Annotated in this window: 30 protein-coding genes and 1 riboswitch; of the genes, 11 read left to right on the top strand and 19 right to left on the bottom strand. The window is 67.4% G+C overall.

The window, feature by feature from the left end; translation table 11 throughout:
• Positions 1-51: 51 nt before the first annotated feature.
• The 8 genes from ACIQC0_RS10300 to ACIQC0_RS10265 form a co-directional block, all read right to left on the bottom strand.
• Positions 52-1,755, bottom strand: a complete 1,704-nt coding sequence (locus tag ACIQC0_RS10300; protein WP_400534731.1) for an alkaline phosphatase D family protein — start codon at positions 1,753-1,755, stop codon at positions 52-54.
• A 192-nt stretch (positions 1,756-1,947) separates the two neighbouring features.
• Entirely contained in the window at positions 1,948-3,048 is a 1,101-nt protein-coding gene (locus ACIQC0_RS10295) for an LCP family protein (RefSeq protein ID WP_400534729.1), read from the bottom strand.
• A 31-nt stretch (positions 3,049-3,079) separates the two neighbouring features.
• On the bottom strand, positions 3,080-4,252 hold the full coding sequence (locus ACIQC0_RS10290; protein WP_400534727.1) for an LCP family protein: 1,173 nt from the start codon (positions 4,250-4,252) through the stop codon (positions 3,080-3,082).
• Between the two features lie 138 nt (positions 4,253-4,390).
• The gene (locus ACIQC0_RS10285; protein WP_400534833.1) at positions 4,391-5,074 is read right to left on the bottom strand and encodes a low molecular weight phosphatase family protein; all 684 of its coding nucleotides are present in this window, start codon (positions 5,072-5,074) and stop codon (positions 4,391-4,393) included.
• Positions 5,075-5,251: 177 nt separating this feature from the next.
• On the bottom strand, positions 5,252-5,875 hold the full coding sequence (locus ACIQC0_RS10280; protein ID WP_400534725.1) for a DUF305 domain-containing protein: 624 nt from the start codon (positions 5,873-5,875) through the stop codon (positions 5,252-5,254).
• A 54-nt stretch (positions 5,876-5,929) separates the two neighbouring features.
• Positions 5,930-6,331, bottom strand: a complete 402-nt coding sequence (locus ACIQC0_RS10275; protein ID WP_400534723.1) for a hypothetical protein — start codon at positions 6,329-6,331, stop codon at positions 5,930-5,932.
• A 94-nt stretch (positions 6,332-6,425) separates the two neighbouring features.
• A complete protein-coding gene (locus ACIQC0_RS10270) occupies positions 6,426-8,582 on the bottom strand; it encodes a heavy metal translocating P-type ATPase (protein WP_400534721.1) in 2,157 nt (718 codons plus the stop codon).
• A gap of 52 nt (positions 8,583-8,634) precedes the next feature.
• Complete coding sequence (locus ACIQC0_RS10265; RefSeq protein ID WP_400534719.1) at positions 8,635-9,072, bottom strand: heavy-metal-associated domain-containing protein; 438 nt, start codon at positions 9,070-9,072, stop codon at positions 8,635-8,637.
• Positions 9,073-9,171: 99 nt separating this feature from the next.
• Here ACIQC0_RS10265 and ACIQC0_RS10260 point away from each other — a divergent pair, with 99 nt between their 5' ends.
• A complete protein-coding gene (locus tag ACIQC0_RS10260; RefSeq protein WP_400534717.1) occupies positions 9,172-9,588 on the top strand; it encodes a four-helix bundle copper-binding protein in 417 nt (138 codons plus the stop codon).
• 7 nt (positions 9,589-9,595) lie between these two features.
• Here the strand turns inward: ACIQC0_RS10260 and ACIQC0_RS10255 are convergent, their stop codons facing one another.
• From ACIQC0_RS10255 to ACIQC0_RS10245, 3 genes are read right to left on the bottom strand one after another with little or no spacing between them, the layout of a single operon-like run.
• Positions 9,596-10,207, bottom strand: coding sequence for a hypothetical protein (locus ACIQC0_RS10255; protein WP_400534715.1), 612 nt, complete (start codon positions 10,205-10,207; stop codon positions 9,596-9,598).
• A gap of 19 nt (positions 10,208-10,226) precedes the next feature.
• Complete coding sequence (locus tag ACIQC0_RS10250; protein WP_400534713.1) at positions 10,227-10,934, bottom strand: class F sortase; 708 nt, start codon at positions 10,932-10,934, stop codon at positions 10,227-10,229.
• Between the two features lie 27 nt (positions 10,935-10,961).
• Entirely contained in the window at positions 10,962-11,741 is a 780-nt protein-coding gene (locus ACIQC0_RS10245; protein ID WP_400534711.1) for a hypothetical protein, read from the bottom strand.
• A gap of 293 nt (positions 11,742-12,034) precedes the next feature.
• On the opposite strand from ACIQC0_RS10245, the gene nhaA reads away from it, so the two are divergent.
• Positions 12,035-13,372, top strand: coding sequence for a Na+/H+ antiporter NhaA (gene nhaA / locus ACIQC0_RS10240; RefSeq protein WP_400534709.1), 1,338 nt, complete (start codon positions 12,035-12,037; stop codon positions 13,370-13,372).
• A 169-nt stretch (positions 13,373-13,541) separates the two neighbouring features.
• On the opposite strand, the gene ACIQC0_RS10235 is transcribed toward nhaA, so the two are convergent.
• Positions 13,542-13,826 (bottom strand): DUF1540 domain-containing protein, encoded by a 285-nt coding sequence (locus ACIQC0_RS10235; protein ID WP_377214446.1) that lies wholly within the window; start codon positions 13,824-13,826, stop codon positions 13,542-13,544.
• Positions 13,827-14,046: 220 nt separating this feature from the next.
• Here ACIQC0_RS10235 and ACIQC0_RS10230 point away from each other — a divergent pair, with 220 nt between their 5' ends.
• The 3 genes from ACIQC0_RS10230 to ACIQC0_RS10220 all read left to right on the top strand — a co-directional run bounded on the left by ACIQC0_RS10230 (position 14,047) and on the right by ACIQC0_RS10220 (position 15,537).
• On the top strand, positions 14,047-14,403 hold the full coding sequence (locus tag ACIQC0_RS10230) for an SPW repeat protein (protein ID WP_377214447.1): 357 nt from the start codon (positions 14,047-14,049) through the stop codon (positions 14,401-14,403).
• Positions 14,404-14,709: 306 nt separating this feature from the next.
• Positions 14,710-15,081 (top strand): response regulator transcription factor, encoded by a 372-nt coding sequence (locus ACIQC0_RS10225; protein WP_377214448.1) that lies wholly within the window; start codon positions 14,710-14,712, stop codon positions 15,079-15,081.
• Positions 15,082-15,201: 120 nt separating this feature from the next.
• Entirely contained in the window at positions 15,202-15,537 is a 336-nt protein-coding gene (locus ACIQC0_RS10220; RefSeq protein WP_377214449.1) for a hypothetical protein, read from the top strand.
• A gap of 13 nt (positions 15,538-15,550) precedes the next feature.
• On the opposite strand, the gene ACIQC0_RS10215 is transcribed toward ACIQC0_RS10220, so the two are convergent.
• The 6 genes from ACIQC0_RS10215 to ACIQC0_RS10190 all read right to left on the bottom strand — a co-directional run bounded on the left by ACIQC0_RS10215 (position 15,551) and on the right by ACIQC0_RS10190 (position 21,084).
• Positions 15,551-16,243: a potassium channel family protein gene (locus ACIQC0_RS10215; RefSeq protein WP_377214450.1), complete on the bottom strand. Its 693-nt coding sequence runs from the start codon at positions 16,241-16,243 to the stop codon at positions 15,551-15,553.
• On the bottom strand, positions 16,236-17,585 hold the full coding sequence (locus ACIQC0_RS10210; RefSeq protein WP_377214917.1) for a TrkH family potassium uptake protein: 1,350 nt from the start codon (positions 17,583-17,585) through the stop codon (positions 16,236-16,238). The genes ACIQC0_RS10215 and ACIQC0_RS10210 overlap by 8 nt, the downstream gene beginning before the upstream one ends.
• A gap of 171 nt (positions 17,586-17,756) precedes the next feature.
• The gene (locus ACIQC0_RS10205; protein ID WP_377214451.1) at positions 17,757-19,340 is read right to left on the bottom strand and encodes a signal peptidase I; all 1,584 of its coding nucleotides are present in this window, start codon (positions 19,338-19,340) and stop codon (positions 17,757-17,759) included.
• Between the two features lie 69 nt (positions 19,341-19,409).
• Positions 19,410-19,820, bottom strand: a complete 411-nt coding sequence (locus ACIQC0_RS10200) for a hypothetical protein (protein WP_377214452.1) — start codon at positions 19,818-19,820, stop codon at positions 19,410-19,412.
• Positions 19,821-19,843: 23 nt separating this feature from the next.
• Positions 19,844-19,919: riboswitch (cyclic di-GMP riboswitch) on the bottom strand.
• 200 nt (positions 19,920-20,119) lie between these two features.
• Positions 20,120-20,674 carry a hypothetical protein gene (locus ACIQC0_RS10195; protein WP_400534705.1) on the bottom strand — a complete coding sequence of 185 codons (555 nt, stop codon included), beginning with the start codon at positions 20,672-20,674 and terminating at the stop codon, positions 20,120-20,122.
• A complete protein-coding gene (locus ACIQC0_RS10190; protein WP_400534703.1) occupies positions 20,620-21,084 on the bottom strand; it encodes a hypothetical protein in 465 nt (154 codons plus the stop codon). The genes ACIQC0_RS10195 and ACIQC0_RS10190 overlap by 55 nt, the downstream gene beginning before the upstream one ends.
• A 328-nt stretch (positions 21,085-21,412) precedes the next feature.
• On the opposite strand from ACIQC0_RS10190, the gene paaA reads away from it, so the two are divergent.
• The 6 genes from paaA to ACIQC0_RS10160 are packed head-to-tail and all read left to right on the top strand — an operon-like array spanning position 21,413 to position 26,307.
• A complete protein-coding gene (gene paaA, locus ACIQC0_RS10185) occupies positions 21,413-22,435 on the top strand; it encodes a 1,2-phenylacetyl-CoA epoxidase subunit PaaA (RefSeq protein ID WP_400534701.1) in 1,023 nt (340 codons plus the stop codon).
• Positions 22,432-22,809 (top strand): 1,2-phenylacetyl-CoA epoxidase subunit PaaB, encoded by a 378-nt coding sequence (gene paaB / locus ACIQC0_RS10180; protein ID WP_377214456.1) that lies wholly within the window; start codon positions 22,432-22,434, stop codon positions 22,807-22,809. The genes paaA and paaB overlap by 4 nt, the downstream gene beginning before the upstream one ends.
• Positions 22,806-23,729, top strand: a complete 924-nt coding sequence (gene paaC / locus ACIQC0_RS10175; RefSeq protein WP_400534698.1) for a 1,2-phenylacetyl-CoA epoxidase subunit PaaC — start codon at positions 22,806-22,808, stop codon at positions 23,727-23,729. Before paaB ends, paaC begins: the two co-directional genes overlap by 4 nt.
• A gap of 5 nt (positions 23,730-23,734) precedes the next feature.
• A complete protein-coding gene (paaD, locus tag ACIQC0_RS10170) occupies positions 23,735-24,262 on the top strand; it encodes a 1,2-phenylacetyl-CoA epoxidase subunit PaaD (protein WP_400534696.1) in 528 nt (175 codons plus the stop codon).
• A gap of 11 nt (positions 24,263-24,273) precedes the next feature.
• Positions 24,274-25,500: a 1,2-phenylacetyl-CoA epoxidase subunit PaaE gene (paaE, locus tag ACIQC0_RS10165; protein ID WP_400534695.1), complete on the top strand. Its 1,227-nt coding sequence runs from the start codon at positions 24,274-24,276 to the stop codon at positions 25,498-25,500.
• A gap of 27 nt (positions 25,501-25,527) precedes the next feature.
• Entirely contained in the window at positions 25,528-26,307 is a 780-nt protein-coding gene (locus tag ACIQC0_RS10160) for an enoyl-CoA hydratase/isomerase family protein (protein ID WP_377214460.1), read from the top strand.
• On the opposite strand, the gene ACIQC0_RS10155 is transcribed toward ACIQC0_RS10160, so the two are convergent.
• Entirely contained in the window at positions 26,304-26,678 is a 375-nt protein-coding gene (locus tag ACIQC0_RS10155; protein ID WP_377214461.1) for a response regulator transcription factor, read from the bottom strand. The genes ACIQC0_RS10160 and ACIQC0_RS10155 overlap by 4 nt on opposite strands.
• Positions 26,679-26,688: the final 10 nt, after the last annotated feature.

The following is a 26,688-nucleotide window of genomic DNA, read 5'->3' as shown; positions in this document are numbered from 1 at the left end:
CCCGGGTCCGAGGGGCGCTTGTCCGAATCCGCAGCGGAAGTCCGGCGGCGGTCAGCGTTCCGGGGTCAACACCTTGGAGAACACCGTTGTGCCGTTGGCATTGCGCAGGCTGACAGCGAACGTGTCCGAATCAAGCTGGACGTGACCGAAGAACTGGTTCTCGCCGTCGCGCGGTGATTCGCCGGGGAAGCGCCCGGCCTTGGAGAACACCACCTCGGGCCCGAACGTGCCGTCCATCTTGTTCGGTCCAAAGGATCCAGCGGCAATCGGCCCGGCCACGAACTCCCAGAACGGGTCGAAGTCCGTGAATGCCGCCCGCTCAGGGGAGTAGTGGTGTGCCGCGCAGTAGTGCACGTCGGCCGTCAGCCACACCACGTTCTTCACCCCGTTGCGCCTGAAGGCACTCAGCACCCCGGCGATCTCGAGTTCGCGGCCCAGCGGAGCGCCGGGGTCGCGGTTTGAAACGCTTTCCTGGTTCACCGGGCCGTCCGGCACGATCACGCCCAGGGGCATGTCCGCGGCGATCACCTTCCACGTGGCCTTGGATTTGCTGACCTCGCGGATCAGCCAGTCCACCTGCTCCTGGCCCAGGATGTTGGTGGTGTAGGCCTCCTTGCCGTCCGTATTGGGCGACTTGAACGTGCGCATATCCAGGCTGAAGATGTCCAGCTGCGGGCCGCGGGAAATCTTCCGGTAGATGCGCGCCGGCTGGTACTGCCCGGCGTCGTCAAACGTTCCTGGCCGCCACAGGGCAGACGAATCAGCGATGGGCATGTTCTCCTGCCATGCCTGCCGGCCCCGGGCTGCGAGCGTGTTGACGTCGCGGACCGTGTAGCGGGGGTCCTCCAGGATCTCGCCGGGGTACCAGTTGTTGGTGGTTTCGTGGTCGTCCCACTGGGCGATCACGGGAACGTCGGCGAACATGGCGCGCATGTTGGCGTCCAGCTGGTTGTACCGGTGGCGGCCGCGGAACTCGGTGAGCGTTTCGGCTACCTTGGACACCTCCTCCGTGACCAGGTTCCGCCACACCTGCCCGTCCTTCTCCACCACGGTCTCGGCGATGGGCCCGTCGGCGTACACGGTGTCCCCGGCGTGGATGAAGAAGTCCGGCCGCGTCTGGTGCATGGCACGGTAGCCGCGCATGCCGCCGATCTCTTCGTTGATGCCCCAGCCCTGCCCGGCCGTGTCGCCGGTCCACACGAAGCTCTGCGCGGACGACGGCGGGACCTCGCCTCCGTTGCTCGTCCCGCCGGTGCGTCCCTCGCCGTTGTACGTCCCGGTGTCGGGGGCGGTGCGGAAGGTGCCGTGGACGCTCTCGCCGGCTGCGCCGCCGTCGTCCTCGAAGCTGATCTCCAGCGCAAACCGGGTGTTGGAGGGCAGGTTGCAGGCGTGGATCTTGGCGGTGAAGTCGGACGCCTGGGTGGCGCGCGGGCCGCGGAGGATCCGCTCAAACGCGCCGCGCCCGCGGAGGATGTCGCCGCCGTCGTCCACGGCCCGCAGGACCGCGGTCATCCGCCCGGTGCCGGAAGAACGCGACCACAGGACCGCCGAGTCAGCGGTGACGTCGCCGGTGGCGATGCCGCTGGGCAGGGTCAGCCGGTTCCGGACCAGCGCGACGCCGGCAGGAGACGTCGCGGGGCCCGCATTGGCTGCGGCCGGGACGGAAGCCATTGCGGCCGCGAGGACTGAGCCGCGGACCATCGTGCGGCGGGAAAGTGTGCGGCGGGAAAGGTCAAGGCGTGAGGTGTCAGTCATGGGTTCAGGATGCCGCGGTGCGGGGCACGGCCGTTGACAGAACGGTGAACGCCGGGTGAGGGCCCGCTGAACCCTGCCACAAGCTCGGCTGGACCAGTCCTGTATCCGCACGAGCGGCCGCGACCCGCATAAGCGTGGTTGGGCAGCAGCGGTCAAGCGGGCCAGGGCCGCTCATGCGGGCGGGGCGGGGCCCTAGCCGGCGAGCTGCGCCACCCGCCCGGACCGCAGCGCCGCCCCGACCCTGGCGATGGCGTCGTAGTCCGGGAAGATCACGGACTGTTCGCCCACGTACCCCATCCCGGCGTTGGGCAGCGTCATGCTCCGGACCGCCTTCACGTCGAGGTTGCGCAGGCTGTAGGCCAGGATCGCCACCTGGGCCGGGTCGAAGCCCTTGTTTACGGTGAGGCAGCAGCTGGCCATGTCCACGAGCGCGCGTACGGCCGTGACGTTGTTCAGCGCGCCGCGGGCGGTCAGCCGGGCCAGGATGGCGCTGAGCAGGGTCTGCTGGTTGCGCACCCGCTGGAAGTCGCCGTCGGCAAAGGCGTAGCGCTCGCGGGCGAACTCCAGCGCCGCCTGCCCGTTGAGGTGGTTCACCCCGGCCTTAAAGACGTGGCGGGTCTCATGGGTGGATTGGAACGGCGTGGCCACGTTGACGTCGATCCCGCCCAGCCGGTCTGTGAGCACCCTGAACCCGTGGAAGTCCATCATCAACGTGTGCGCGATCCTGATTCCCAGCAGCTGCTCCACCGTCCGCTGCACCAGGTCGATGCCGCCGCGTTCCAGGCTCGCGTTGATCTTCGCGCCGCCGACCCCAGGCACTTCCACCCAGGTGTCCCGGTTGATCGAAATCAGGGTCAACGAGCGCCGGTCCGCCGGGACATGGACCACCATCAGTGTGTCCGCCCGCTGGTCCGACGCCTCACCGGTGGCCGCCGTGTGCGCCGCCTGCTTGCGTGCGTTCGCCCGGCTGTCGCTGCCGATCACCAGCACGTTCATGGGTACGGCCCGCAGCTCCGGGATAGGTGCAGGGGCGGGCGGCTTGGTCTTGGTGGGGGTCGCCGACGGCGTGGCGCTGGGCGTAGCCGTCGCGGTGGGGCTGGCGGCCGGTGCGGCCCCGGTGCCGGCGCGGTTCAGGTTGAAGATGACGACGACGGCGGTGGCCACGAGTGCCACGGCAAGCAGTGCCGCAATCCAGCGCCTCCGCCCGTGGAACATTTGGTGCCAGGCGTCGCCATGCGGGTGTGACTCCGGGCTTGGCTGGGATTCCGGGCCGGGGCCAGCGGGATCGCTCATGTCTGCCTCCACCTCATCGTGCTTGGTGGGATCAGTCTCCGCCCGCCAATCCCCTGTTGGCTACGAACGTATCCAAACTGTCACCTGCCAGTGCCTGCCCCATGGCGGCAACGGCGTCCCAGTCCGGCAGCACGATCGACTGGCCGTCCGAGGACGTGCCGGTTCCCGTCGTCGGAAGCGTGAAAAAGACCAGGTCGCCGGGACCCACTCCACGCAGCTCCAGGGCAAGCCGGGCCAGGGCCGCCGCGTTCAGCCCGCTGTCGACACTGATGAACGGCGATATGGCTGACAGTGCCTCGCTGACCTTGAAGGGGTTGAGCAGCGTGCCGGCGCTGAGGTTTTTGGCCAGGAGGGCTTTGACGAAGGCCTGCTGGTTCCGCACGCGCTGGTAATCGCCGTCGATGAACGCGTACCGCTCGCGGACAAACGCCAGGGCATGCTCGCCGTCCAGAACCGCCGGGCCCTCGGTGAACGTGAACTTCCCATGCAGTGACACGAAGGGCTGGGTGATAGTGACTTCCACCCCGTCAAGGGCATCGGTCAGATCCTTGAAGCCCTCGAAGTCGATCATCGCCACATGGTCGATGCGCTGGTGGAACAGCGACTCGACGGTCTGCACCATGAGGGGTACACCGCCGTAGGCCAGGGCTGCATTGATCTTGGCCGTCCCGTATCCCGGGATTCCAACCCAAAGGTCGCGCATCAGGGAGACGGCATAGATCCGGGACCGGTCGGCGGGGATGTGGACCAGCATCAGGGTGTCCGCCCGCTGGTTGGAGTTGGTGCCGGACAGCGCTTCGCCGGGGGTCGCCCCGCGGCTGTCGCTGCCCATCACCAGGATGTTGAGTGCCCCGGCCGCTGCCGGCCCGCCCGCCGGAGTGCCGCCCTCAGCGGTGGTCCCACCGGCCGCCGGACCGGAACCGGGTGCCGCGCCTGTCACGTCCCCCGGAGCCCCGCCGGCCAATGGCTGGGCAGGCCGGGCGTTGGGGAGCGGACGCAGGGATTCATCGGGGAACGGGTTCTCGATGGTGGTGCTCTGGCTGTCAAAGTTCCGGCCCAGCGAGAACAGGAACGCCCCTCCGGCGGCCGGAATCAGGACCGCCACAGCCAGCAGCACGAGGAGGATCCGCCGCAGCCGGTGCCGGGGAGGCTTCCCGGGAGGGCCGGGAGCGGCGTTGCCTGAATAGGTCTGCTGGGTGCCCATCGCCGAAAATTACTGCGGCATGGGAGACGTTTCATCGGGGGAATCCGCAGGAAGCCCGCACAAAAATCCACACTCTACGGGCCTGCACCAGCCCTGCCGCGGGTCCGGGCCCGCGGCCGGGCTGCTTCGCGGGCGGTGCTAGGCGGAGGGTGCGTTCAGCCGGGCGTGGCGCAGGATGGACACGATGGCCGGGGCGAGCTGGTCCTCCATCTGCCGGTACACCGAGGGGTCGCGCCGGTACGGGTCCACGATGTCGTTCTCGCTCGAATCCGCCGGCAGGGACAGATGCCGGACCCCGGCCGCACGGGCGGGCAATCCGCGCCAATAGGCGGCGTTGGCAGCGAAGGGGGTGCCGCCGTCGTCCGCGTCTGCAGTGGAACGCCCGACGCCGGCCCCTCCTCCCGCGGCAGGCCCGCCGGCGTGCGGGTCAGCACCGGCGGAAGCGCGCTCGTCCAGCACGTCCAGCATCCGCGCGAACTCCCGGATGGTGAACGTTCGCTTCAAGAGGGAAGCATCCAGTTGGAGGACTTCGCCCCGATGGCCGGAGGTCATGGTGAGCACCAGGTCCACGCCGCGGAGGATCTTCGGCGAGAGCTGGCGGGCGGCGAAGTGGTCCGGGCTGCCGCCGAAAGTGCGCACGATGTCGACCGAGATGGGCTGCATCGGGTCGCCCACCATGGCCCGCGTGCCGGCGCTGGCCACCTCGAACCCGCCCGGCACCACCTGGTCCAGCCCTGCCTGCAGCAGCCTCTCGGCCACGGGCGACCTGCAGATGTTGCCCGTGCAGACGGTGAGGATTCTTACTGGTGCGGACGTGTCCAAGGAGTTCTCTTTCCAGCCGGCGCGCGGACCGTGCAGTCCGCGCATTTCAACTTAACACGGCCGCCCCGCGACCCTCTCTCACTTAACGCACCCCCTCCCGCGTTGCTCTATCAGTTGTGGTCCTTAAAACCCGGGTTTAGCGACCAAATCTGATAGAGCAACGGGAGGGAGGAGAAGCTACAGCTCGGCCAGCAGCTGCTTCATTTCCGCGATCTCAGCCTGCTGCGCGGCGACGATGTCGCGGCCCAACTGCACGGCGTCGGCGTTTTTGCCCGCGCCGATCTCCTGCTGGGCCATCTCCACGGCGCCCTCGTGGTGCATGATCATCTGCTCGAGGAACAGCTTGGCGGCTTCGGGACCGGGGGCGGCCTTCAGCTTCTCCATGCCGTCCGCGTCCACCATGCCGGACATGCCGTGGCCGGAATCGGTGGGCATCATGGTGGGCTGGCCCCAGCTCTCCAGCCACCCCGTCATCTTCTCGATCTCGGGGCCCTGGGCGTCCTTGATCTTCGTGGCCAGCGCGGTGACCTCGGCGGGCACGTCCTGCTTGCCCAGCACGATGTCGCTCATCTCCACTGCCTGGGCATGGTGCGGGATCATCATCTGCGCGAACATGGCGTCCGCCGCGTTGTGGTCGGCGTTGGCGTCGGGCATCATGCTGGCCGGGCTGGAGCCATGGTCCATGCCGGACATGCTGCTGCCGCCGGTGGGCGCGGAGCCCGAGCCGGAGGAGCAGCCGGCCAGGCCCAGGCTGGCGGCGAGGGCAGCGGTGACGGTCAGGGTCTTCAGTGCGGTGTTCATGCGGAATTCGTCCTTAAAGTTGAACCGGTTGTGGGCGGGGAACCTCGGTTCGGTTTACGTCCTGCTGATGGACAGGTCGCAGGGCGTGGGGCTGGACGGAATGTAGGAGTAGGCGGGGGCGGCAGCGTCAACCGGCGGGGCCATGCTGACGGCGGCCACCGGAGGCGTCACCACGGCCAGCGCTCCCGAGCTCGGCGAGGGAACACACGACGCCGACGGCTCCCCGGCCTCCGGGCAGCTGTCGGCGCAGGCAGCACCGGCGGAAAGTACGACGACGGCGACCCCACCCGGGTGCACCGGGTCGCCTGAGTGGGTGGTGCTGGAGTGGGCGGTGCTGGAGTGGGCAACATGGCCAGCCCCCGCGTGCGACGCATGGCTCCCCGTCATCACGTGCATCCCGAAGATCCCCGCGATGAGGGCCAGGACCCCAAGGAACACGGCGGCGCGCATCAGCACCAGCTGAGAGAGGGTCGCCCAAAAGCCCGCAGGGCCTGCGAGAGGGTCGCGGAAAAACCCGCGGGATGTGAGAGAGCGTCGGGGCATGGTGTGTTTAACGTACCTCGGCCGGGTTGAGTTTCACGCGGCGCAGCAGCTGGGCGTTCAGTGCCACCACGATCGTCGATGCGGACATCAGCACGGCCCCGGCCGCGGGCGAGAGCACTACTCCGGCGAACGCCAGCACGCCGGCGGCCAGCGGCACGGACAGGATGTTGTACCCCGTGGCCCAGACCAGGTTCTGCCACATCTTGCGGTAGCTGGCGCGGGAGAGGTCCACCATGGACAGCACGGCGCGGGGGTCGTTCCCGGCCAGCACCACGCCTGCAGATTCCATCGCCACGTCCGTGCCGGCCCCGATCGCGATCCCCACCTCGGCGCGCGCCAGGGCGGGGGAGTCGTTGACGCCGTCGCCCACCATGGCCACCTTGAGGCCGCGGGCCTGCAGCTCGGCCACCTTCTTGTCCTTGTCCGCGGGCAGGACCTCGGCAAACACCTCGTCGATGTTCAGGTCCTCGGCCACGGCCTGGGCCACTTGGCGGGCGTCGCCGGTGATCATGCCTACCTTCACGCCGCGGTTTTGCAGCGCGGCCACGGCTTGCCGGGATTCGGCGCGGACGGCGTCCTCCAGGCTGACGGCGCCCAGCACGCGGCCTTCGTCAACCACGTGCAGCACGGCAGCCCCGCGGTCCATCCACGCACGGGTGGATTCGGCCAGGGCGGAAGGCTCGACGACGGCCAGCTCGCGGAGCAGAGCCGGCCCGCCCACGTGGACAGTGCGGCCGTCCACGGTGGCACGCACGCCGCGGCCGGTCATGGAGGTGAAGCCGGAGACCGCAGGCAGGGTGAGGCCGCGCTCGCGGGCAGCCCGCACGATCGCCCGGGCCACGGGGTGTTCGCTGTCGGACTCCACCGCGGCGGCCAGGGCCAGGAGCCCGTCGGGGTCCACGCCCTCCGCGGCGGCCACGTCCTTCAGGTCCGGCTCGCCGGTGGTCAGGGTGCCGGTCTTGTCGAACATCACCACGTCGATGGTGCGCATCCGTTCCAGCGCCATCCGGTTCTTGATGAGCACTCCGGCCCGGGCGGCCTGCTCGGTGGAGATGGCAATGACCAGCGGGATGGCCAGACCCAGGGCGTGCGGGCAGGCGATGACCAGAACGGTCACGGTGCGGGTCACGGCGTCCGGGACGCTGCCCAGCAGGGTCCATGCGATGAACGTGATCACGCCGGCGCCGGCAGCGAAGTAGAAGAGGAAGGCGGCCGCCCGGTCGGCCAGGGCCTGGGCCCGTGACGAGGACGCCTGCGCCTCGGCGACCAGACGCTGGATGCCTGCCAGCGCCGTCTGGTCGCCCACGGCCGTGACCTGCACGCGGACCGTATTGTCCGTGGCGACGGTTCCGGCCACGACGGCGTCGCCCGGCCCGCGGGGCACGGTCTTGGACTCGCCGGTGATCATGGATTCGTCGAACTCGGCCTGGCCGTCCACCACGGTCCCGTCGGCCGGCATCCGCGCGCCGGACCGGACCAGGACGACGTCTCCCTCGCGGAGGTCCGCCACCGGCACTGTCTCCGTGCCGCCGTCGTCCGTGATGCGGTCCGCCTCGTCCGGAAGGAGGGCGGCCAGCGCGTCCAGGGCGCCCTGGGCGGAGCCGAGTGCGCGCATCTCGATCCAGTGGCCCAGCAGCATGATGGCCACCAGGAGGGCCAGCTCCCACCAGAAGTCGAGATCGAACCCGCCGATGCCCAGGCTGGTGACCCACGATGCCCCGAACGCCACGGTGATGGCCATGCCGATCAGCAGCATCATGCCGGGCTTGCGGTTCCTGATCTCCTGTACGGCGCCCTTGAGGAAGGGCTGGCCGCCGTAGAGGAAAATCACGGTGCCCAGGACGGGCGGAATCAGCGTGGAGCCGGGGAACATCGGGGCCATGTAGCCGAAGATGTGGCCCACCATGGGGCTGAAGTACACCACCGGGATGGACAGGGCGAGGGTCAGCCAGAACCGGTTCCTGAACATCGCGGTGCTGTGCCCGGCGTGCTGTCCGTGGGTGTGGACGGCGTGGTCGTCATCTGGCATGTGGCCGGCGTGGCCCGAAGGTGCGCCGCGGCCCGCGTGCCCCGAAACGCCGTGCGCGCCGTGCCCCACGTGCTCGGTGACAGTGGGCGCGAAAGGGGTGGCGCCGTCGTCGTGATGGTGGTTGTGGTCCTGCATGGTGCCGCCTTAGGAAAGGAGGGTGCCCGGGGCGCGCTGCCCCGGGCCGGAGTCAGAGCGCTGCGTAACCGGCCGCGGCCACCGCCTGGCGCAGGTCCGCGTCCGCGGCGGAGCCGGTCACCGTGAGCCGCGACCGCCCGCGGGGCACCAGTTCCACCTTCGCCGCGTCCACCCCTGCCAGGGCGCCCAGGGCCTTCTCCACCGTCTGTGCGCAGTGCCCGCAGGTGAGACCCTCCAGGGCAAATTCGCGGGGCGCGCCAGATGCCGGGGAAGGTACGACGGCGGGACGCGCCTGGGCGCCGGCGTCAGCCTTCGTGGCGCCCTCGGCAGGGCCGCAGCAGCTGCAGCCGCCCGCGGAGGCGAGGGGGAGGGTTGTCCGGATTTCAGTTCCACACATGTCAGTTTCCATTCCGTCGAGGGAGTGATGGCTGCTGGGGTTGAACGGCTGTGAGAGGCGGCGCGGGGCGCCTGCCGGGACATACCACTTCACTGACAACACCTTGAAGATACCCCTAGGGGGTATACAAGTCAAGGGTCTTAAGGCATAGCGTGGGGCGGGTTAGTGCACCTCACCAGAACGGAGAAGGACATGACACACCACATCAGCGCAATGCTCGGCTCGCACCCCGGAGCCGCAGGAACCCCTGCCGTCGACAAGGAAAAACTTGCCGCCTGCATCGCCGCCTGTTTCCAGTGCGCCCAGGCCTGCTCGTCCTGCGCGGACGCCTGCCTGGCCGAGGACATGGTGAAGGACCTGGCCGGCTGCATCCGCACGGACCTGGACTGCGCGGACGTCTGTGCCGCCACTGGCAGCGTCCTCAGCCGGCAGACCGGCACCAACGTGGAGATCGTGCGCTCGTTGCTGGAAGCATGCCGCACCGCATGTTCGGTCTGCGCCACGGAATGCGAGCAGCACGCGGGCATGCACGAGCACTGCCGGATCTGCGCCGAAGCCTGCCGCCGGTGCGAGGCCGCATGTGCGGAGCTGCTCGGCTCGCTCGGCTAACTCAGCCTCACCCGTGCTCCACCCAGCAGGCCAGGATGGTCGTGGCCAGCTGGTACGCCAAGGCGTTGCGGGTCACGGCATCCGGGCCCACGGCGGTGGGCAGGCCGGACGCGTCCACGGTCAGCACGAAGCTGTCCTTCTGGAACACCGCCTTGCCATCCGCTGTTTCGTAGGCAGGGAAGCCCAGGTTGGCCAGGCCGTCGATCGGGGTGGCGTCAGGGGCGAGGGCCTGCATGGCGTCGAAGTATTCCAGTGCGGTGGCTTCATCCCGGGCTTCCTGTACCGAGATGTCCAGCGATCCCGGCACCGCGGGCGACGCCTGGTCCAGGTGGTACGTGCAGGTGAACGTGCTGTCTGCCCAGTCGTTCACGGTGTGCGGGGGTGTGTCCAGTTTCAGGATGGCGACCAGGCGGTCCATCGGCTGGTCGCCGCACACCATTTTCGCGGCGTCGCTGGGGCCCTCGGCAGCCGCGCGGGCGGGGACGCCCGCGCTCTGGTGGTGGCCGCCGTCGTGCGTTCCCTGGCCGCCCGCCGGGTGGGTCGCAGCTGCAGCGGAGCAGCCGGTGAGCAGGACGGCGGACAGCATGACCGAGGCCACCAGTGGTGTGCGGTTTTTCATGGCAGATCCGTTCCGGCCGTCAGGCCTTGAGCTTGGCGTAAATTACGTAGTTGTCGTCGAAGAGTCCGGTGGCGGGGTCGTAGCCGTCGCAGGTGATGAGGCGCAGCTCGGAGCCGTCCGTGTTGCCGTACACCTCCAGCGTGGGGAAGTTGTCCTTCTCGTAGAGGGCGCCGCGTTCCACGGTGAACACCGCGGTGCTGCCGTCGGCGCGGGTCACGTTGATGTCTGCGCCGGGCTTGAGCCGGCGCAGGTCCGCGAAAACTCCCTTATTGCCGCCCAGCGCGTTCACGTGGCCCAGGATGACCGACGGGCCGCGTTCGCCGGGGGTGGGGGAACCGGTGTACCAGCTGGCGGGGGCGCCGTTGCCGGTGTCCTCCGGAACCTCGAGCGAGCCGTTCGGGCGCAGGCCCAGGTGGATCAGTTCCGTCCGCAGGCCCACCGACGGGATGTTCAGCGCCTTCGGTTCGGACCGGGGGAGGACAGGACGTACGACGGCGGCAGGGGCCTTGGGTGCGGCCGGCGCCTTTGCCTTGGGTGCGGCGGCTGTGGTGGCCGGAGCATCCGGGGCGCTGCTGGAAGGTGGGGCGGAAGCGGCGGGCGGGGTGCCGGCGTCGGACGTTCCGTTGTTGGCTGGACCGGCAGGGGTGCTGCACCCTGCAAGCGCGAGGGCCAGGAGAAGCCCGGCCGCCGCGGGGGCACGGAAGCCCCCGCGGCGGCCGGAATCCATGGATTTCACCTGTAGTGTCCGGCGGGCCTAGGCTGCGGAACCGTTGCGGCGGCGGACTACGTAGGTGCCGGCCGCGGCTGCGGCGAGCACCAGGCCGCCGCCCAGGGCGAGTGCTCCGGCGTCGTTGGTGGTTCCCTCGGTGACGCCCGTGTCAGCGCCGCCCACCGGCATGGCCATCTGGCCCGCCTGCAGGGTTCCGCACAGTGCCGGTGAAGTTGCTGCGAGCGGGAGGCTCGGGACGAGGTCGGACTTGGCGGCCTGGGCCTCCTTGCTGAGGGTGGCGGGATCCAGTCCGTGGACCACCACCACTGCGGTGCCCGCCTCGAGCGCCGCCTTGGTCTCGGGGTTGAGTTCGAAGGTGCGGTCAACCGTGTAGCTGGCGCCCTGGCCAGCCACCTTGAGGTCCAGACCGGCGGCTGGGCTGGTGTCGCCGCTGGTGGACAGCGTGGTCACGATCTCGCCGTAGCTGGGGTTGCCCTCGGTGGTGGAGATGACGCCGTCGCCGTTGGCGTCCGCACCCGGCGCAGGGCAGACTCCCTCAGCTCCGCCGTGGATGTGCTGGACGTGCGGGTAGGGCGCGTCGTTGAAGGTGGGGGCCAGGCCGGAGACCTTCAGGACCGCGTGGGCCTGGTTGCCGGTGACATCGACCGTAATGGTGCCGGAAGCGGAGCTGCCGTTGATCTGGCCCAGCGTTGACTGGTAATGCTCTGCGCCGTCGTGCGCCATGGCGGACGTGGCGGACAGTGCCAGGGCGCCGAGCGCCAGGGTGGGAACGGCCAGGAAGCGAAGTGTCTTGTTCTTGTTCATCGGAATGCGGTCTCCTCATACAAGTAATGGCGGTGCCCCGGATCGGGGCGGTCTCCCGGGTGGGGACGTGTCCCGGACAGGGGACACAGGCAATTCGGAGCCGTTCCCGTGACGGATGGGAAAATTGTGAATCGGGCCACTTTTTCCGCTGTGCTATGGCCGGCGGTTTGCCTTTCCGCAGCCGACCCCGGTTTGCGGCAGTGTGACCCGCGCCCCATAGAATGGGTTCCAGGTGCGCCGGGAAGTCTGGTCGGCAACAGCTTTGTCGAACCCGAAAATCAGAAGGATCCTTCATGAATTCAACGCCGCCACCCACCCCGCCGCGCGCCGGGTCAACCATCCTCGGACGCGGCAGTTACGCCGAAGCCCTCCGTATCGGCGAGATCCTCCGGAAGGAAACCGTAGGCGGTGCCCTGCTGGTTGTCGCTGCGGTGATCGCGCTCATCTGGGCCAACTCGCCGGCGTCGGACTCCTACTTTGCCCTGCGCGACTTCAAGGTGGGCTACGAGCCCTGGCACCTGGAGCTCAGCCTCGGCGCCTGGGCTGCCGACGGACTCCTGGCCATTTTCTTCTTCCTGGTGGGCCTGGAATTGAAACGTGAGTTCGTGGCCGGGGACCTGCGCCAGATCAACAAGTCGATCGTGCCTGTCGCCGCGGCCGCCGGCGGTGTCCTGGTACCTGCGCTGATCTATGTGGCCATCAACCTTGGCAGCCCGGGAACCCTGCGCGGCTGGGCCATTCCCACGGCTACGGACATCGCCTTTGCCGTGGCCGTGCTGGCCATTATCGGCTCGCATCTGCCCAGTGCGCTGAGGATCTTCCTGCTCACGCTCGCCGTGGTGGATGACCTGATCGCCATCACCATCATCGCTTTCTTCTACACCAGTGACCTGCACTTTGAACCGCTGCTGCTGGCGCTCATCCCGCTGGCCATCTACACGTTCCTGGCGCAGAAGTACCGGCACTTCTTCGGCCGGAAGGTCTTCGCTGCCTGGCTGATCCTGTTGCCCCTGGGCGTCGTGGTTTGGGCCCTGGTCCACGCTTCCGGCATCCACGCCACCGTGGCCGGCGTGCTGCTCGGCTTCGCGGTCCCCGTGATCAAGTCCCGGGCGCTCGGTCCGGAAGGCGGCCCCGGGCTGGCCGAGATCTTCGAACACCGCTTCCGGCCGATCTCCGCCGGTGTGGCCGTACCGATCTTCGCCTTCTTCTCCGCCGGCGTGGCCGTTGGCGGCTGGGACGGGCTGCTCTCGGCCCTGTCCGATCCCGTGGCGCTGGGCATCATCGTGGCGCTGGTCCTGGGCAAGCCGATCGGCATCCTGGGCACCACGTGGGTCCTGACCAAGGCCACTAAGGCGCGGCTGGACGATTCATTCAAGTGGATCGACATCTTCGGTGTCGCCCTGCTGGCCGGCATCGGGTTCACGGTGTCGCTGCTGGTGGCCGAGCTGAGTTTCGGCCTGGGCAGCCCGCATGACGACCACGCCAAGGTGGGCATCCTGGCTGCCTCGCTGCTGGCCGCGCTGCTGGCGACGGCCGTGCTGCGGACCCGCAACCGGCAGTACCGGGCCGAGGAGGAACGGGAAAAGGTGGACGCGGACCAGGACGGCATCCCGGACGTTTACCAGAAGTAGCCCGCGCTGTTTGGGGAGCGTACGGCGGCGCGCGGCCGGGTGGTACAGCTTCGGTTTCGGTGGTGCCCGCCTGAGGTTTGGCAGCGCCGGAGCATGGCGGCGCCGGAGCGCGGCAGCACCGGAGCACCCGGGGCCTGGCCGCGCCGGGTGCTCCGGGGTTTGAGGGCCTCTACTTGTGGGAGTAGGTGAGGCAGTCGGCGTTGTCGGCGCCGGGGCCGACATGCACCTCGGGGGCCTTGCACATCAGGTGGTCGTTGTGGATGCATTCGCCGCGCTGGCATGCTCCGACGTCGGCGAGTACCTTGGGCAGGCCGCCGTGGGATCCGGTGTCAATGAAGGTGGCGCAGTGCGCATGGTTTTCGGCGCCGCCGACCGTGATGGCGGCTGCGTTGCAGTTCGTGTGGTCGTTAAAGGAACAGTTCGTTACGCTGCAGTCAGCGACGTGCGTTGTCATGGAAAGTCCTCCTGCCAGGCCACCCCGGGCGGGCGGCTCCGTGGGACTACCGTAAACCCCCATCACCGGATCAAAAAGACCCAGTTGTGTTGCGTAATTGCTGGTCACTGCCCTGTAAAACACCTCCGCTTAGGAGTTCAATAGGAGTGTGGGCGGTTATCCGTCCACACGCCCGGAACGCCCGGTGCGTTCCCCGCGTCGAACAGGAAGGAAGGACCCAATGGAAAAGTGGCATCGTTGGCAGGATTGGGTCAGCGTGGCTGCCGGGCTTGTGGCAGCGGCGTCAGTCCTGTGGATGCGGCAGGAAGGCATGTCCACCACCCTGATGCTCGCGTTCGGCGGGCTTTTGGTAGTCAGCGGAATCATCAACCTGGCCATGCCCGGCACGCCGGTCATGGAGTGGGTGCAGGCGGTCCTCGCCGCCGGCCTGATCCTTTCCCCTTGGCTCGGTAGCTACTCAAGCACCGTGGGGGCTGCCTGGACTTCGTGGATCGCAGGTGGTGTGGCCCTGGTTGTGACAGCGGCCGCCATCAAACCGAGCACGGAGCTCCACCACCAGTACCGCATGTCCCACTAGGAGAAGCGTTTCCCGGATGCCCGGCCCGGCCGTCAAGGCCCGGCCCGCACCCGGGAAGCACGCTTGCGGAATTCACTCGCCCGAGTTATTCCATTTGTTGTCAGAACCCTTATTCGTCCGTTATGTATTCCGCGTTGGCGAGGGGCGATTCGGCATTTCGATATTTCGGCGGCAATGATTTTTGATTTTCCGCTATCACTTGCGCTCATACCGGGGCCGGAAGTAAGTATTAAGCGTAGACTGCAATTTATCGGGGGAATGCGGCTTTTGCGCTGGGCAAGGGCTGGGGGACTTCCGGGAGGCACCATGGGCGGCATACGCGTGGTTGTCATTGAAGACGATTTGGACATGCGGAACCTGCTGGAGGCAGTGCTGCATCAATCCGGCTATGAGGTGTTCTCCGCTGCGGATGGCCGCTCCGGAATTGAACTGGTGCGCACCGAACAGCCGGATGTGGTGACCGTCGACGCGGGCCTGCCGGACCTTGACGGAATGGAAGTCCTGCGGAAAGTCCGCGAGATCAGCTGCAGCCGCGTTGTCATGCTCACTGGCCGCGCCCACGCTGCGGACCAAGAAGCCGCACTCGAGGCCGGCGCCGCGGACTACATCATCAAGCCGTTCCGTCCCCGCGACGTTCGTGCCCGGATCGCAGCGCTGCTGGAGACATCCAAGCACTGACTACCATCCCTGGAACGGCCCTCGCCGCATTACTACTTTGCGGAGACCCTTTCATCAGCTTATTAAGGCTACTTATCATGATGGCTCCGGAACAGATCATTAGAGACGGAGATGAAGAACATGACCGATGCACCTGAGCACAAGGATCTGCCACTGCCCGATTACGACCATTTGCCGGTGGGAACTTTGCCCACCCGGATCGCCGGATTGAACCAGCAGGACCTGTCCCTGCTGGTCGCCTATGAAAAGGAGCACGGAAACCGCCTGCCCGTCCTGCAGATCCTCGAAAAGAGGGTGAAGGACCTGGAGGGCGGCGCCGTCCCGAGCGGTCCGGAGACTCCCGCGAGGCCGGAGGCAGGCTCGGGTGAGCCCAGTACCCCGCCGCCGGCCAACGTTCCAGGTCCGCCGGTCAATCCGCCGCCGCATGGCGTGCCGGGCAATCAGGATCGGCGATAGCTGCCAAGGGCGGCTATGCCCGCGTGCTGAACCCCTCAGCGAGGTTCTTGGGACCCTGCACGATGATCTGGTCCTCTTCGTAGAGCACGGTCTGGGCAGTGGTGTGCTGCCACGTTCCGCCGGGACGCTTCACCGCAACGATGGTGATCCCGTACTGGTCGCGCAGGCCCAGGACGCCGAGCGGACGGTCGCGGGCTTCGGACGGCGGCTGCGTGCGGATCATCACGAAGTCGTCCTCGAACTCCACGTAATCCAGGATCGCGCCGCGGACCAGGTGCGCCACGCGCTTTCCCATGTCATGCTCGGGCCGGATGACGTGCTGCACTCCCAGCTGGTCCAGGATTTCGGCGTGCGGCTCGCTGATGGCCTTGGCCCAGATCTCGGGGTGTTTGAAGGTCAGCAGGCGGGAGGTGGTGAGGATGCTGGCTTCAAGGTCGGAGCCGATGCCCACCACGGCCCGGTCGAACTCGTGGACCGAGAGCTGGCGCAGCACCTCTTCGCGGGTGGAGTCCGCGCGGACCACATGGGTGAGCCGGCCGTTGTAGGACTGCACGATTTCCTCATTGGTGTCGATGCCCAACACCTCGGTGCCCTGGGCCTCGAGCTCGAGGGCGAGTGCCCCGCCGAAACGGCCAAGGCCGATCACGGCCACGGAGTCCGTCTGCGCCACGCGCTCGGCCTTGCGGGAGAAGATGTCCTTAGCCAATGAGGGGCCTTTCCTTCGGGTATTCGAACAGTATGGGGCGGCTGCGGAGGGCCAGTGCGGTTCCCAGTGTCACGGGACCCAGGCGACCGATGAACATCAGCAGGATGAGCACCACCTGCCCGGCTGGCGGCAGCCCGGCGGTGATGCCGGTGGACAGGCCCACGGTGGCAAACGCGGAAATCACCTCGAAGAGGATCCGCTCCTGCCCGAAGTCGGTGATGAGCATCAGGAACATCGTGGAGGCCACCACCAGCGCGATGGCCAGCAGGACCACGGTAATCGCCTGCCGGTGCACCGCGCGGGAAAGGCGCTTGCCGAATATATTCACTGCGGTGCCGCCGCGCAGTTCCGTGGACAGGATGAAGAACAGCACCGCGAACGTGGTGACCTTCAGGCCGCCGGCGGTTCCGGCCGGGCCACCGCCGATGAACATCAGGATGTCCATCCCCATCCAGGAGACCGGGTGCATCTGCGAGATGTCGATGCTGTTGAAGCCCGCGGTGCGCGTGATGACGGATTGGAAGAAACCGTTCAGTATGCGGTCGCCCGGGGAAAGGCCTGCCATCGTGCCCGTGTTGGTCCATTCGGCGGCGGTGAGGAACAGGGTGCCGCCAGCCAGGAGCGTTGCGCTGCCGGCCAGGACCAGTTTGGTGTTCATGCTCCAGTGGATCGGGCGGCGGTACCGGCGTCGCAGTTCGAACAGCACGGGGAAACCGAGCCCGCCGATGATCACCGCGGCCGCCACCGGCAGCAGAACCCAGGGATCGGACGCGAACCCCATCAGGCTGTCCGAATACAGGGCGAAGCCGGCGTTATTGAACGCGGAGATCGAGTGGAAGGCGCCGAACCAGATGGCTTCACCGGCCGGGTAGTCGTACGCCAGCGCGAAACGCAGCGTCAGTACGGCGGCCAGGATGACCTCGGCCGCGACGGTGATCTTCAGGACCCCGAACAGCACCGACCGGACGTCACCAAAGCCCGTGCTCTTGGTTTCGGCGGCCGCCAGCATCCGGGAGCGCAGCCCCAGTTTCCGGGCCATGAGCACACCCAGGAGCGTACTGAAGGACATGACGCCGAAGCCACCGATTTGGATCAGTCCGAGGATCACGGCCTGCCCGAACCCGCTCCAGAACACAGGGGTGTCCACGGTGATTAGTCCGGTGACGCACACGGCGGAGGTGGCGGTGAACAACGATTCGAGGAAGGACGCGCCTCCCGGTCCGGGCGTGGCCACCGGCAGCATCAGCAGCCCGGTGCCCACTGCGATCGCCAGCAGGAAGCCCATGACGATGACTTGGGCCGGATGCCTGGGGACCAGCAGCTGGCCCACCTTGCGCAGCATGGCCACTTGCCTGCCTGCGAAGGATGCGGAGGAACGCCCGACGTCGGCGATAACCTTCCGCGGTTTTCTCTTCTTGGGGCGCTGCGGGATGGGGCCTCGCTGGTAGGCCTTGAGATGCATAGGCGTCACGGTACCACCGGCCGCCGTCGGAACCCATTTTGACGTGCGCGGTTATCGCTTGGGCAGCAATTCGACGGCGGAGGCGTCCTGGACGTCTGGCGTTACGGCCGGTTCTGCGGGGGAGTGGCCGGCGCCCGATCGGTACCGGTAGGTGATGTTTTCGTCCTGCACAATGAAGGTCTCGACGCCGCTGCGGTTCCAGTGGAGGACCAGCAGGCCATATCGCTCGGCGAGCTTGGCCAGGGTTGCGAACGTGGTCACCTCGATGACCGGTCGGCCTTGGGCTGCCGGCATGGGGTGGACGCGGACCAGGAGGTTCGCATAGCGGCGGAGGATGGCCGTGGCTTCGTCCATAGGGGTACTCCGGTTTGCCAGGAGGAGAACAACCGCGGCCGTGATGACGCCGGCGAGCAGCAACAGGGCGGACAGTATCCGGGCGGCTTCGGCGGTGATGCTCCACGCATCGGGGCCAATGGTCCTCGGCACCATGACAGTGCGCTGGTTGGTAGAGCTGTCCGTCACCGTGAGCCCTCCTTCGCCGCCGACCAGCGAGAGCTGAAGCGGAGCCAGGCTGAGTTTAAGTTCGGGACGGAACTCGGCGCTGGATTCCGTGTTGACTTCCGGGACGACGGCGAGCGAGACGGGGGAAATGGCCAGTCCGGTGGCGGCAGCAGCGGCGTCGGCCTTGGCCTCCAGGGCGTCGAGATCCAGCGTGACGGTGCCCTCGTAGGTGTTGCCGCTGAAGGACTGTCCTTCTGCCAGCGGAACCGTTGAGCGCCAACCGCTCGGCGAGGAGAGTTCGGCGTTGACTGCAATGGTCCCGGGCTCGCCCTCGTAGGCGAAACCGACCTGCACGGTGTCGGCGAGCTTGCGGAAGACCGGGTCCGGGGAAGCGGCGGTGGTGCCGTCGTACGCGGCGCTCCGGCCGACGTCGGCGGTGTAGGAGAACTTCATGCTGGTGCCGCTCTGGACTGCGGCTGAACTGGATTCCTCGAGCGGGCCCGCCCAGGCGGCGGCGCCCAGGGAAGCGCCCAGGACTGCCAGAACAGCGGCGGTACCTCCGGCGATGCGCAGGGAGGGGGACAGGCTGCTGATCGACAGGCGGGCATCCGGCAGTCGCTTCGCGGGGCGTTCGCTGAGGTGGCGGGACACTGCGGCTCTCCTTTTTCTGCGGTTCTTGCGGGTTGCGGCGGCGGTTCCGCCGCTGGCGATGAGGGCGAATGCGATGAGGGCAAGGACGGGAGGGCTGGTCAGGACGTTGAGCCACGTTCCGGCGTGGGGGACGTGCAGGATGGCCCGCCCCACGAGGTTGTCGGCCCCCGGCTGGAGGGGGTCGATGGATTCGTTGTTGTCGCCTTGGAAAACAAAGGACTGGGCGTTGCCGCCGACGATCCGGTGAAGGGCGACGTCGTATTCGTTGGAAAGCTTGTAGGCGGCGATGTCGCCAACGGAGTAGGACTTGGCCTTGGAGACGACGACCAGGTCGCCTTGGTAGTACGTGGGCTGCATGCTGACGCCCTCGGTTACTACGATCGCCAACTGGCCGCTGGCCAGCGCTGTTCCGACCAATGCAACAAGACCGGCAGCCAGTGCAATGAACACTCCTGAGAGGCGTCGGGCCAGTCGGTTGGTCATGAACGGTACCTATTCACTAGAGAAGGAGGAACGGCCCGCCCCCAATCAGACGGGCCGTTCCCAGTGGTGCTAGGCCGGGTTAGCTACCGAAACCGCGAGGCTCGTGAGGCCGGTGTAGCCCGATTCGGTGGCAGTTGCCGTGAACGTGCAGTTGGAAACGTTGGCCGTGGCCGCTCCGATTGCTTCACAGGTGAACGTGCCGCCGCTGCCGCCCGTAGTGGTGACCGTGACGGCCTTGCCCTCAGCGCCGGCAGCGAAGGTCAGGGCGATGCTATTGATTTCGTTCTGCGTGTCGGTGTCGTAGAAGCCATAGCCGACGTTCGTCAAAGTGGCACCGGACACGGCCTGGCTGACGGTACCGCCGACGAACTGGGATTCGCCGGCGTTGTTGGTCAGACCGGTACCGGTGAAGGCGGAGCCGGCAGCAACAGCGAGGCCGGCGACGGACAGGGCGGTAACGATCTTTGCGGATTTGCGCATGGGTGATTTTTCTCTTTCGGTTTGGTGGTGGCCCGGCTGACCCTGAGCGGTCCCGTGGCTTTGCGTCCCCGGCTTACGGCGGGTTTGCCTTTATCAATGAACCGGCCGTGCAGAAGAAGAAGTTTTTGCGTTTGGCTTGTTCCGATAAATCGAAGTTAGCAAGCAAAATGCGCCCAATTCCGGTATCTAGGGGGATCCTGCGGGAAGCTTTGGGGGATTAAATCCATCCAAGGGACTTATTGCGGAAAACCTGCGTTGGCTGTGGTTTCGTGGGGTTTTCGCTGCGCTGCCAGCGGGCGTCACTGCCGTCCCCGTGCCGAAGAACGCGTCGGACGGCGCGGCACGCCTGCCGCCGCCAGGTCGGCTTCCAGTCGCCCGGGTTCCATCAGGGCCGCCCAGTCCCACCGCACCATCTGCAGCCCGGCGGCGCGGATCCGGTTCTCGCGGTTCTTCTCCGCGACGACCGCCTGTGCTGTGGTGCGGCCCTTGAGGTATTCGGTCTTCACGTACTTCTCTACGCCATCGAACTCGCCCACCACCCTGGCCTCTTTCCAATAGAAGTCCGTATAGCCCAATGAGCCTTCCCTTGTCCGCACGTTGAACTGCAGGATTGGCGCCTCAAACCCCGCTACATGGATCAGTGCCCGGCTCAAGGATTCTCCTGGTGATCCCGAGTCAGGATCCGCGAACTTGATGACTGCCCGGATCCTGCGCGCCCCGGCCGTGGAGTAGTTCGAGCCAATGCCTGCTTCCAGTTCTGCCTTAGTAAGGGCGGGCAGGCCGCGCGCAGTATCCGGTTTCAGCACGTGGTCGAGGGGCGCGATCGCCTCGGTAAACGGGAGGAAAGCGGCCAAGTCCAGGAGGTGCGAAGGCGCCCGGTGACCAGCAGGCCCTCCCGAAGTACCCGATCCACGCTGCCTGGTGCAGCGAAGTGGCGGCGGACTCCCGCACGCGACCGGCCGCCGTCGTTCTTCTGCGTCAATGCTTCGACAGGATGGTGGTACCCGATAAAGGGAATGCCCCACACGCTTGCCGACGAACGCCGCGCAAAAACAGTGGGACTCTCGAAGGTCTCCGCGGCTGCCTGCACCCGGACCCGGTACTGCTCCCACGGCTTCAGGTCCCGCCAGGCCTGCCCGTCCACGTAGACCCCGTGCCGGACGCGGACCAGTTCGCCGTTACGCACGCGCTTACCGAGGTCCTCCGACGTCAGCCCATGCGCGACTCGGTCCCGGGCCAGAAGCAGTCGCGGAAGGTCTTGCATGGATCCACGGTGGCAGCGCCAAGCCGGCGGCAGGAGGGGAAAGTCCGGCTATGTGGATAACCAGCCCGCCCGGCGCCGCCGCCGCGGACATGTTTTCGACGCGCATATTTGTTCTCGACCCCGGCCTGCACTGGCGCACCTCATATATGGGCCGCGTCGGCGCACCTGCGAGTCGATTCCGAATATGCGCGTCAAAAACGGAGCAGCTGGCCCGGCAACGAACCACCCGCCCAACACGCTTGACGCCCCGCGCCCCTTCCGCATATCCTGAACGAACGGTCGGTAAATAATTCCGCACGTCCCCGAAGGTCATTGCATAGGAGCAACCATGGCAGCGCATACCCTGCAGTCAGTGCCCGCCGAGCCACCCGCCCAGAGCGGCCCAGGCCAGACGAACCAGGCGCAGCTGGACGCCGAAGGCCAGGCCAACTTCGACCGCATCATCGCCGAGGACTCGCGCATCGAGCCCAGGGACTGGATGCCGGCCGCCTACCGCAAAACCCTCCTCCGCCAGGTGAGCCAGCACGCCCACTCGGAAATCATCGGCATGCAGCCCGAGGCCAACTGGATCTCCCGCGCCCCCAGTCTGAAGCGCAAGGCCATCCTCATGGCCAAGGTCCAGGACGAGGCCGGCCACGGGCTCTACCTCTACTCCGCCGCCGAGACCCTTGGACAAACAAGGGACAAGATGATGGATGACCTCATCGCCGGCAAGGCCCGCTACTCCAGCATCTTCAACTATCCGGCCCTGACCTGGGCGGACATGGGTGCCATCGGCTGGCTGGTGGACGGCGCAGCCATCTGCAACCAGGTCCCGCTGTGCCGCGCCTCCTACGGCCCGTACGGCCGCGCCATGGTCCGCATCTGCAAGGAAGAATCGTTCCACCAGCGCCAGGGCTTCGAGATCCTCCTGGAACTCGCCAACGGCACCGAAGCGCAGAAGCAGATGGCCCAGGACGCCGTGAACCGCTGGTACGCCCCGGCCCTGATGATGTTCGGCCCGCCGGACGACGATTCCCCAAACTCCAAGCAGTCCATGGCCTGGAACATCAAGCGCTTCAGCAACGATGAGCTCCGCAGCCGCTTCGTGGGCATGATGGTGGAGCAGGTCAAGGTCCTCGGCCTCACGCTCCCCGATGACAAGATCCGCTTCAACGAGGACACGAAGAAGTGGGAGCACGGCCCGCTGGACTGGGAAGAGTTCCATGAGGTGCTCGCAGGCCGCGGCCCGTGCAACGCCCAGCGCCTTGAGCGCCGCCGGGAAGCGCACGACGCCGGCGCCTGGGTCCGCGAGGCAGCGGCGGCTTACGCAGCAAAACAGTCAGCCAAGGCAAAGGAATACGCAGCATGAGTCCCCACGGCAACCCGGAAGCCCCCGCAAGCGCCGCCGCCGAGATCAACCGCGAAGCGCCCAAGGCAAGCCCCGCCCCGGAGCACCACGACAGGAGCGCCTGGGGCCTTTGGGAGGTCTTCGTCCGGTCCAGCCGCGGCCTGAGCCACGTCCACGCCGGCAGCTTGCACGCTCCGGACGCCGCGATGGCCCTCCGCAACGCGCGGGATCTTTACACCAGAAGGAACGAAGGCGTCTCCATCTGGGTGGTCCCCGCGGAGGCGATCGCCTCCAGCGACCCGGACTCCAAGGGCGCGTTCTTCGAGTCGCCGCAGGGCAAGGACTACCGGCACGCCACGTACTACACCAAGAGCGAAGGGGTGAAGCACCTGTGAGCTCCACCCATACCGAAGGCCACGGCGACATCTCCACCGGCGTGGCTGCACCGAGCGGCAGCGGCGACTCCAACGCTTCCGCAACCCGCATCACGCCCGGCAACGCGCTCCGTCCCGAGGACATCGCCCTCGAGGTCAGCACCGGTGCAGCCCGGCCCAGCCAGGACGCCGCCGAGTACGCGCTAAGGCTGGGCGATGACGCCCTGATCCTCGCCCAGCGCCTGGGCCACTGGATCTCCCGGGCCCCGGAGCTGGAAGAGGACATCGCCCTGGGCAACATCGCCCTGGACCAGCTGGGCCACGCCCGCAGCTTCCTCACGTACGCCGGCGCCGGCATGCCCCGCGAGGACGGCACGCCCCGGACCGAGGACGACTTGGCCTACTTCCGCCGCGAGCACGAGTTCCGCAGCGTCCAGCTGTTCGAGCAGCCCAACGGGGACTTCGCGGCCACCATCGCCCGCCAGTTCGTGGTGAGCTACTACCAGTTCCTGCTTTACACAGAGCTCACCAGGTCCACAGACCACACGCTCGCCGCCATCGCAGCCAAGGCCGTGAAGGAAGTGGACTACCACCGGGACCACAGCGCCCAGTGGGTCCTGCGCCTGGCCGGCGGCACGGAGGAATCCCGCCAGCGGATGATCCACGGCCTGCGCACCATGTGGCCGTACGTCAACGAACTCTTCCAGGACGATGAACTGGTGACGCGCCTCGCTGAGGCGGGTGCCGCCGTCGTGCCTTCCACGCTCCGGGAGGAGTTTGACCGGCTCACCGGCGAAATCCTGGCCGGGGCGGAGCTGGACGTCCCGGACGTCCCGCCCGCACCCGGCGGCGGACGCCAGGGCAGGCACTCGGAGTACCTCGGCTATATTCTCGCGGAGATGCAGGTCCTCGCCCGCGAGCATCCCGGGGCGAGCTGGTGACCGTCATGACCATCGGGATTGACCAGCGCCAGAAGGCCTGGGACATCGCTGCCACGGTGTGCGATCCGGAGATTCCGGTGCTCACCATTGCTGATCTGGGCATCCTCCGCGATGTTGAGGTGACGCAGGGGACGGACGACGGCGGCACGCCCCGGGGCGTCCGGGTCACCATCACTCCGACCTACTCGGGCTGCCCTGCCATGGACGCCATCCGGGATGACCTGAAGACGGCCTTCGCGAAGGAGGGCTACCAGGACGTGCAGGTGGACCTGGTCCTCTCGCCCGCCTGGACCACGGACTGGATGTCGGACGAGGGCAAGGCAAAGCTGCAGGAGTACGGCATCGCCCCGCCCAGCGGCAACTCGAAGGCCGGCGGCCACTCCGGCCCCATCCGCCTGAGCCTGACCGTGAAGTGCCCGCAGTGCGCCAGCCTCAACACCAAGGAACTCACCCGGTTCGGTTCCACCTCCTGCAAGGCGCTGTATGTCTGCCAGGACTGCAAGGAACCGTTCGACTACTTCAAAGTCCTGTAAAGGAAGCACCCATGCCTGTTGTCCGCCAGACCGCCGCCGAAGAAGCGCAGGTGACCGGCCGCCGTCGTCCGTCCTTCCACACGCTCACCGTGAAGGAGGTCCGCCGGCTCACCGACGACGCCATTGAGGTCTCCTTCCACGTGCCCGCGGAGCTCGCCGGCCAGTTCGACTACCTGCCCGGCCAGTACGTTGCCCTGCGCACCACGCTCCCGGACGAGACCGGGGAGCCGAAGGAAATCCGCCGCAGCTACTCCATCTGCGCCGAGCCCAGGAGCTTCGCGGACGGCACCAGCGAGATCCGCGTGGCCATCAAGAAGGACCTGGGCGGGCTGTTCTCCACGTGGGCCAACGCCGAGCTCAAGGCCGGCGACACCCTCGACGTCATGAGCCCGATGGGCGCGTTCGTGTCCAAGCACGGGCGGGACGGCCAGTCGGTGGACCAGAACGTCATGAATTCGATGAACCACCCGGAGGAGCTGGCAGGGGAGTCGGGCAGCTTTGTGGCCATCGCGGCAGGCTCCGGCATCACCCCGGTGATCGCGATCGCCCGGACGCTGCTGGCCGCCAACCCGGACACCCGGTTCGACCTGATCTACGCGAACAAGGCCGCCATGGACGTCATGTTCCTGGAGGAGCTGGCGGACCTGAAGGACCGGTACCCGCAGCGGCTGGCCATCCACCACGTGCTGAGCCGCGAGCAGCGGATCGCGCCGCTGCTGTCCGGCCGGATCGACGCCGAGAAGCTGCAGCAGCTGCTGGGCACTGCCATCCACGCGGACGATGTGGACGAATGGTTCCTGTGCGGTCCGTTCGAGCTGGTGCAGCTGTGCCGGGACACGCTGGCCGAGCGCGGCGTGAAGCCGGAGAACGTCCGGTTCGAGCTGTTCACCTCCGGCAAGCCGGACCGTCCCGAGGGCAACGCCGGCCGTCCCGTGCTGGTGGACGAGTCCAAGGGAACCTACAAGATCACGTTCAAGCTGGACGGTCTGCAGGGCGAGGTGGCCAGCCCCACGCACGCCCGCGAGTCGATCCTGAACGCCGCGCTGCGGGTCCGCCCGGACGTTCCCTTCGCCTGCGCCGGCGGCGTGTGCGGCACGTGCCGGGCCAAGGTGGTCACCGGCAGCGTGACCATGGACGAGAACTACGCGCTGGAGCAGGATGAGCTGGACAAGGGCTATGTGCTCACATGCCAGAGCCACCCCACCAGCAAGGAAGTCACGGTCGACTTCGACGTTTAGCCTTTATTCCGCGATTTGAGGAGCTCCATGATTTCGCTGTCCATCAACAACCATGTTGCCGAGGTGGTGCTGGACGCGCCGCACAAGCTCAATTCGCTCGACGAGCAGGCGCTGAAGGATTTAGCACAGGCGTACGACGACGCCGCTGCCGCCGCCGAACGTGGCGAGGTGCGGGCGCTGCTCCTGCGCGGAGAGGGGCGCGCCTTCTGCGCGGGTCGGGACATCGCGGGCGTCACGCCGGAGAGCGACGACGCCGCAGCGTACCTGGGCGGGCTGGTGGAGCCCTTGCTGAAGAAGATGGCAGCGTTCCCCGCCCCGACCTTCGCGGCGGCGCAGGGGGCCTGCCTGGGCGTCGGGCTGGGGCTGCTGCTGGCCACGGACGTGGTGTACGTGGCGGAGAACGCGAAGTTCGGCTCGCCGTTCGCCAAGCTGGGGGCCACGTTGGATTCGGGCGGGCACTGGTACTTCGCGGAGCGGCTGGGCATGCACCGGACACTGGACCTGATCTACACCGCCGAGCTGATGTCCGGCGCCGAGGCCGTGGCGCAGGGAATGTTCAGCCGGGCGATGCCGGCCGGCTCGCTGCTGGAGACGACGCGGGGGATTGCTGGCCGGGTGGCTCTTGGGGCGACGGGGGCGTTCGTGGCGTCCAAGGAGCTGGTGGCGCACATCCGGGACCAGCGGCTGGGCCTGTGGGCGTCCATGCAGGAGGAGAACGCCGAGCAGGCACGACTCTGCAAGACGGATGATTATGCCGAGGGTTTCCGGGCTTTCCAGGAGAAGCGGGAGCCGCAATTCAAGGGCTAGTTTGACGGATGCGGGCAGCTACAGCGCGGTGTGGTGTCTTCGGGCCGACGCTGGTTCGCGCGCAGCTTTTCCACGCGCCTGCGCAGCTCCAGGGGGCTGAATGGTTTGGCCATGAGCTCGTTGACCCCCGCATCATAAGGGCTGTCCGCGAGTTCCCCGTGTCCGGTGAGCATCTTTACCGGCGTCTGACTGAACGTCCGGATCTGCCGGATGGCTTCGACACCATTGAAGTCCGGGAGCCCGAAATCGACAAGTACCACGTCGGGGCTGTACTTCCGCACGGCTTCGACGCCGGAGGCAGCGGTGCCGGTGGTCCGCACCTCCAGGCCTGCCCCGGTAGCTCGTGGGAAAACCGGTGCGCCTGTAACCATGCCACGCCAT

The organism is Pseudarthrobacter sp. NPDC092419 (assembly GCF_044755045.1).
Classification (GTDB): Bacteria; Actinomycetota; Actinomycetes; order Actinomycetales; family Micrococcaceae; genus Arthrobacter.
This window is presented reverse-complemented; position numbering and strand designations above follow the sequence as displayed.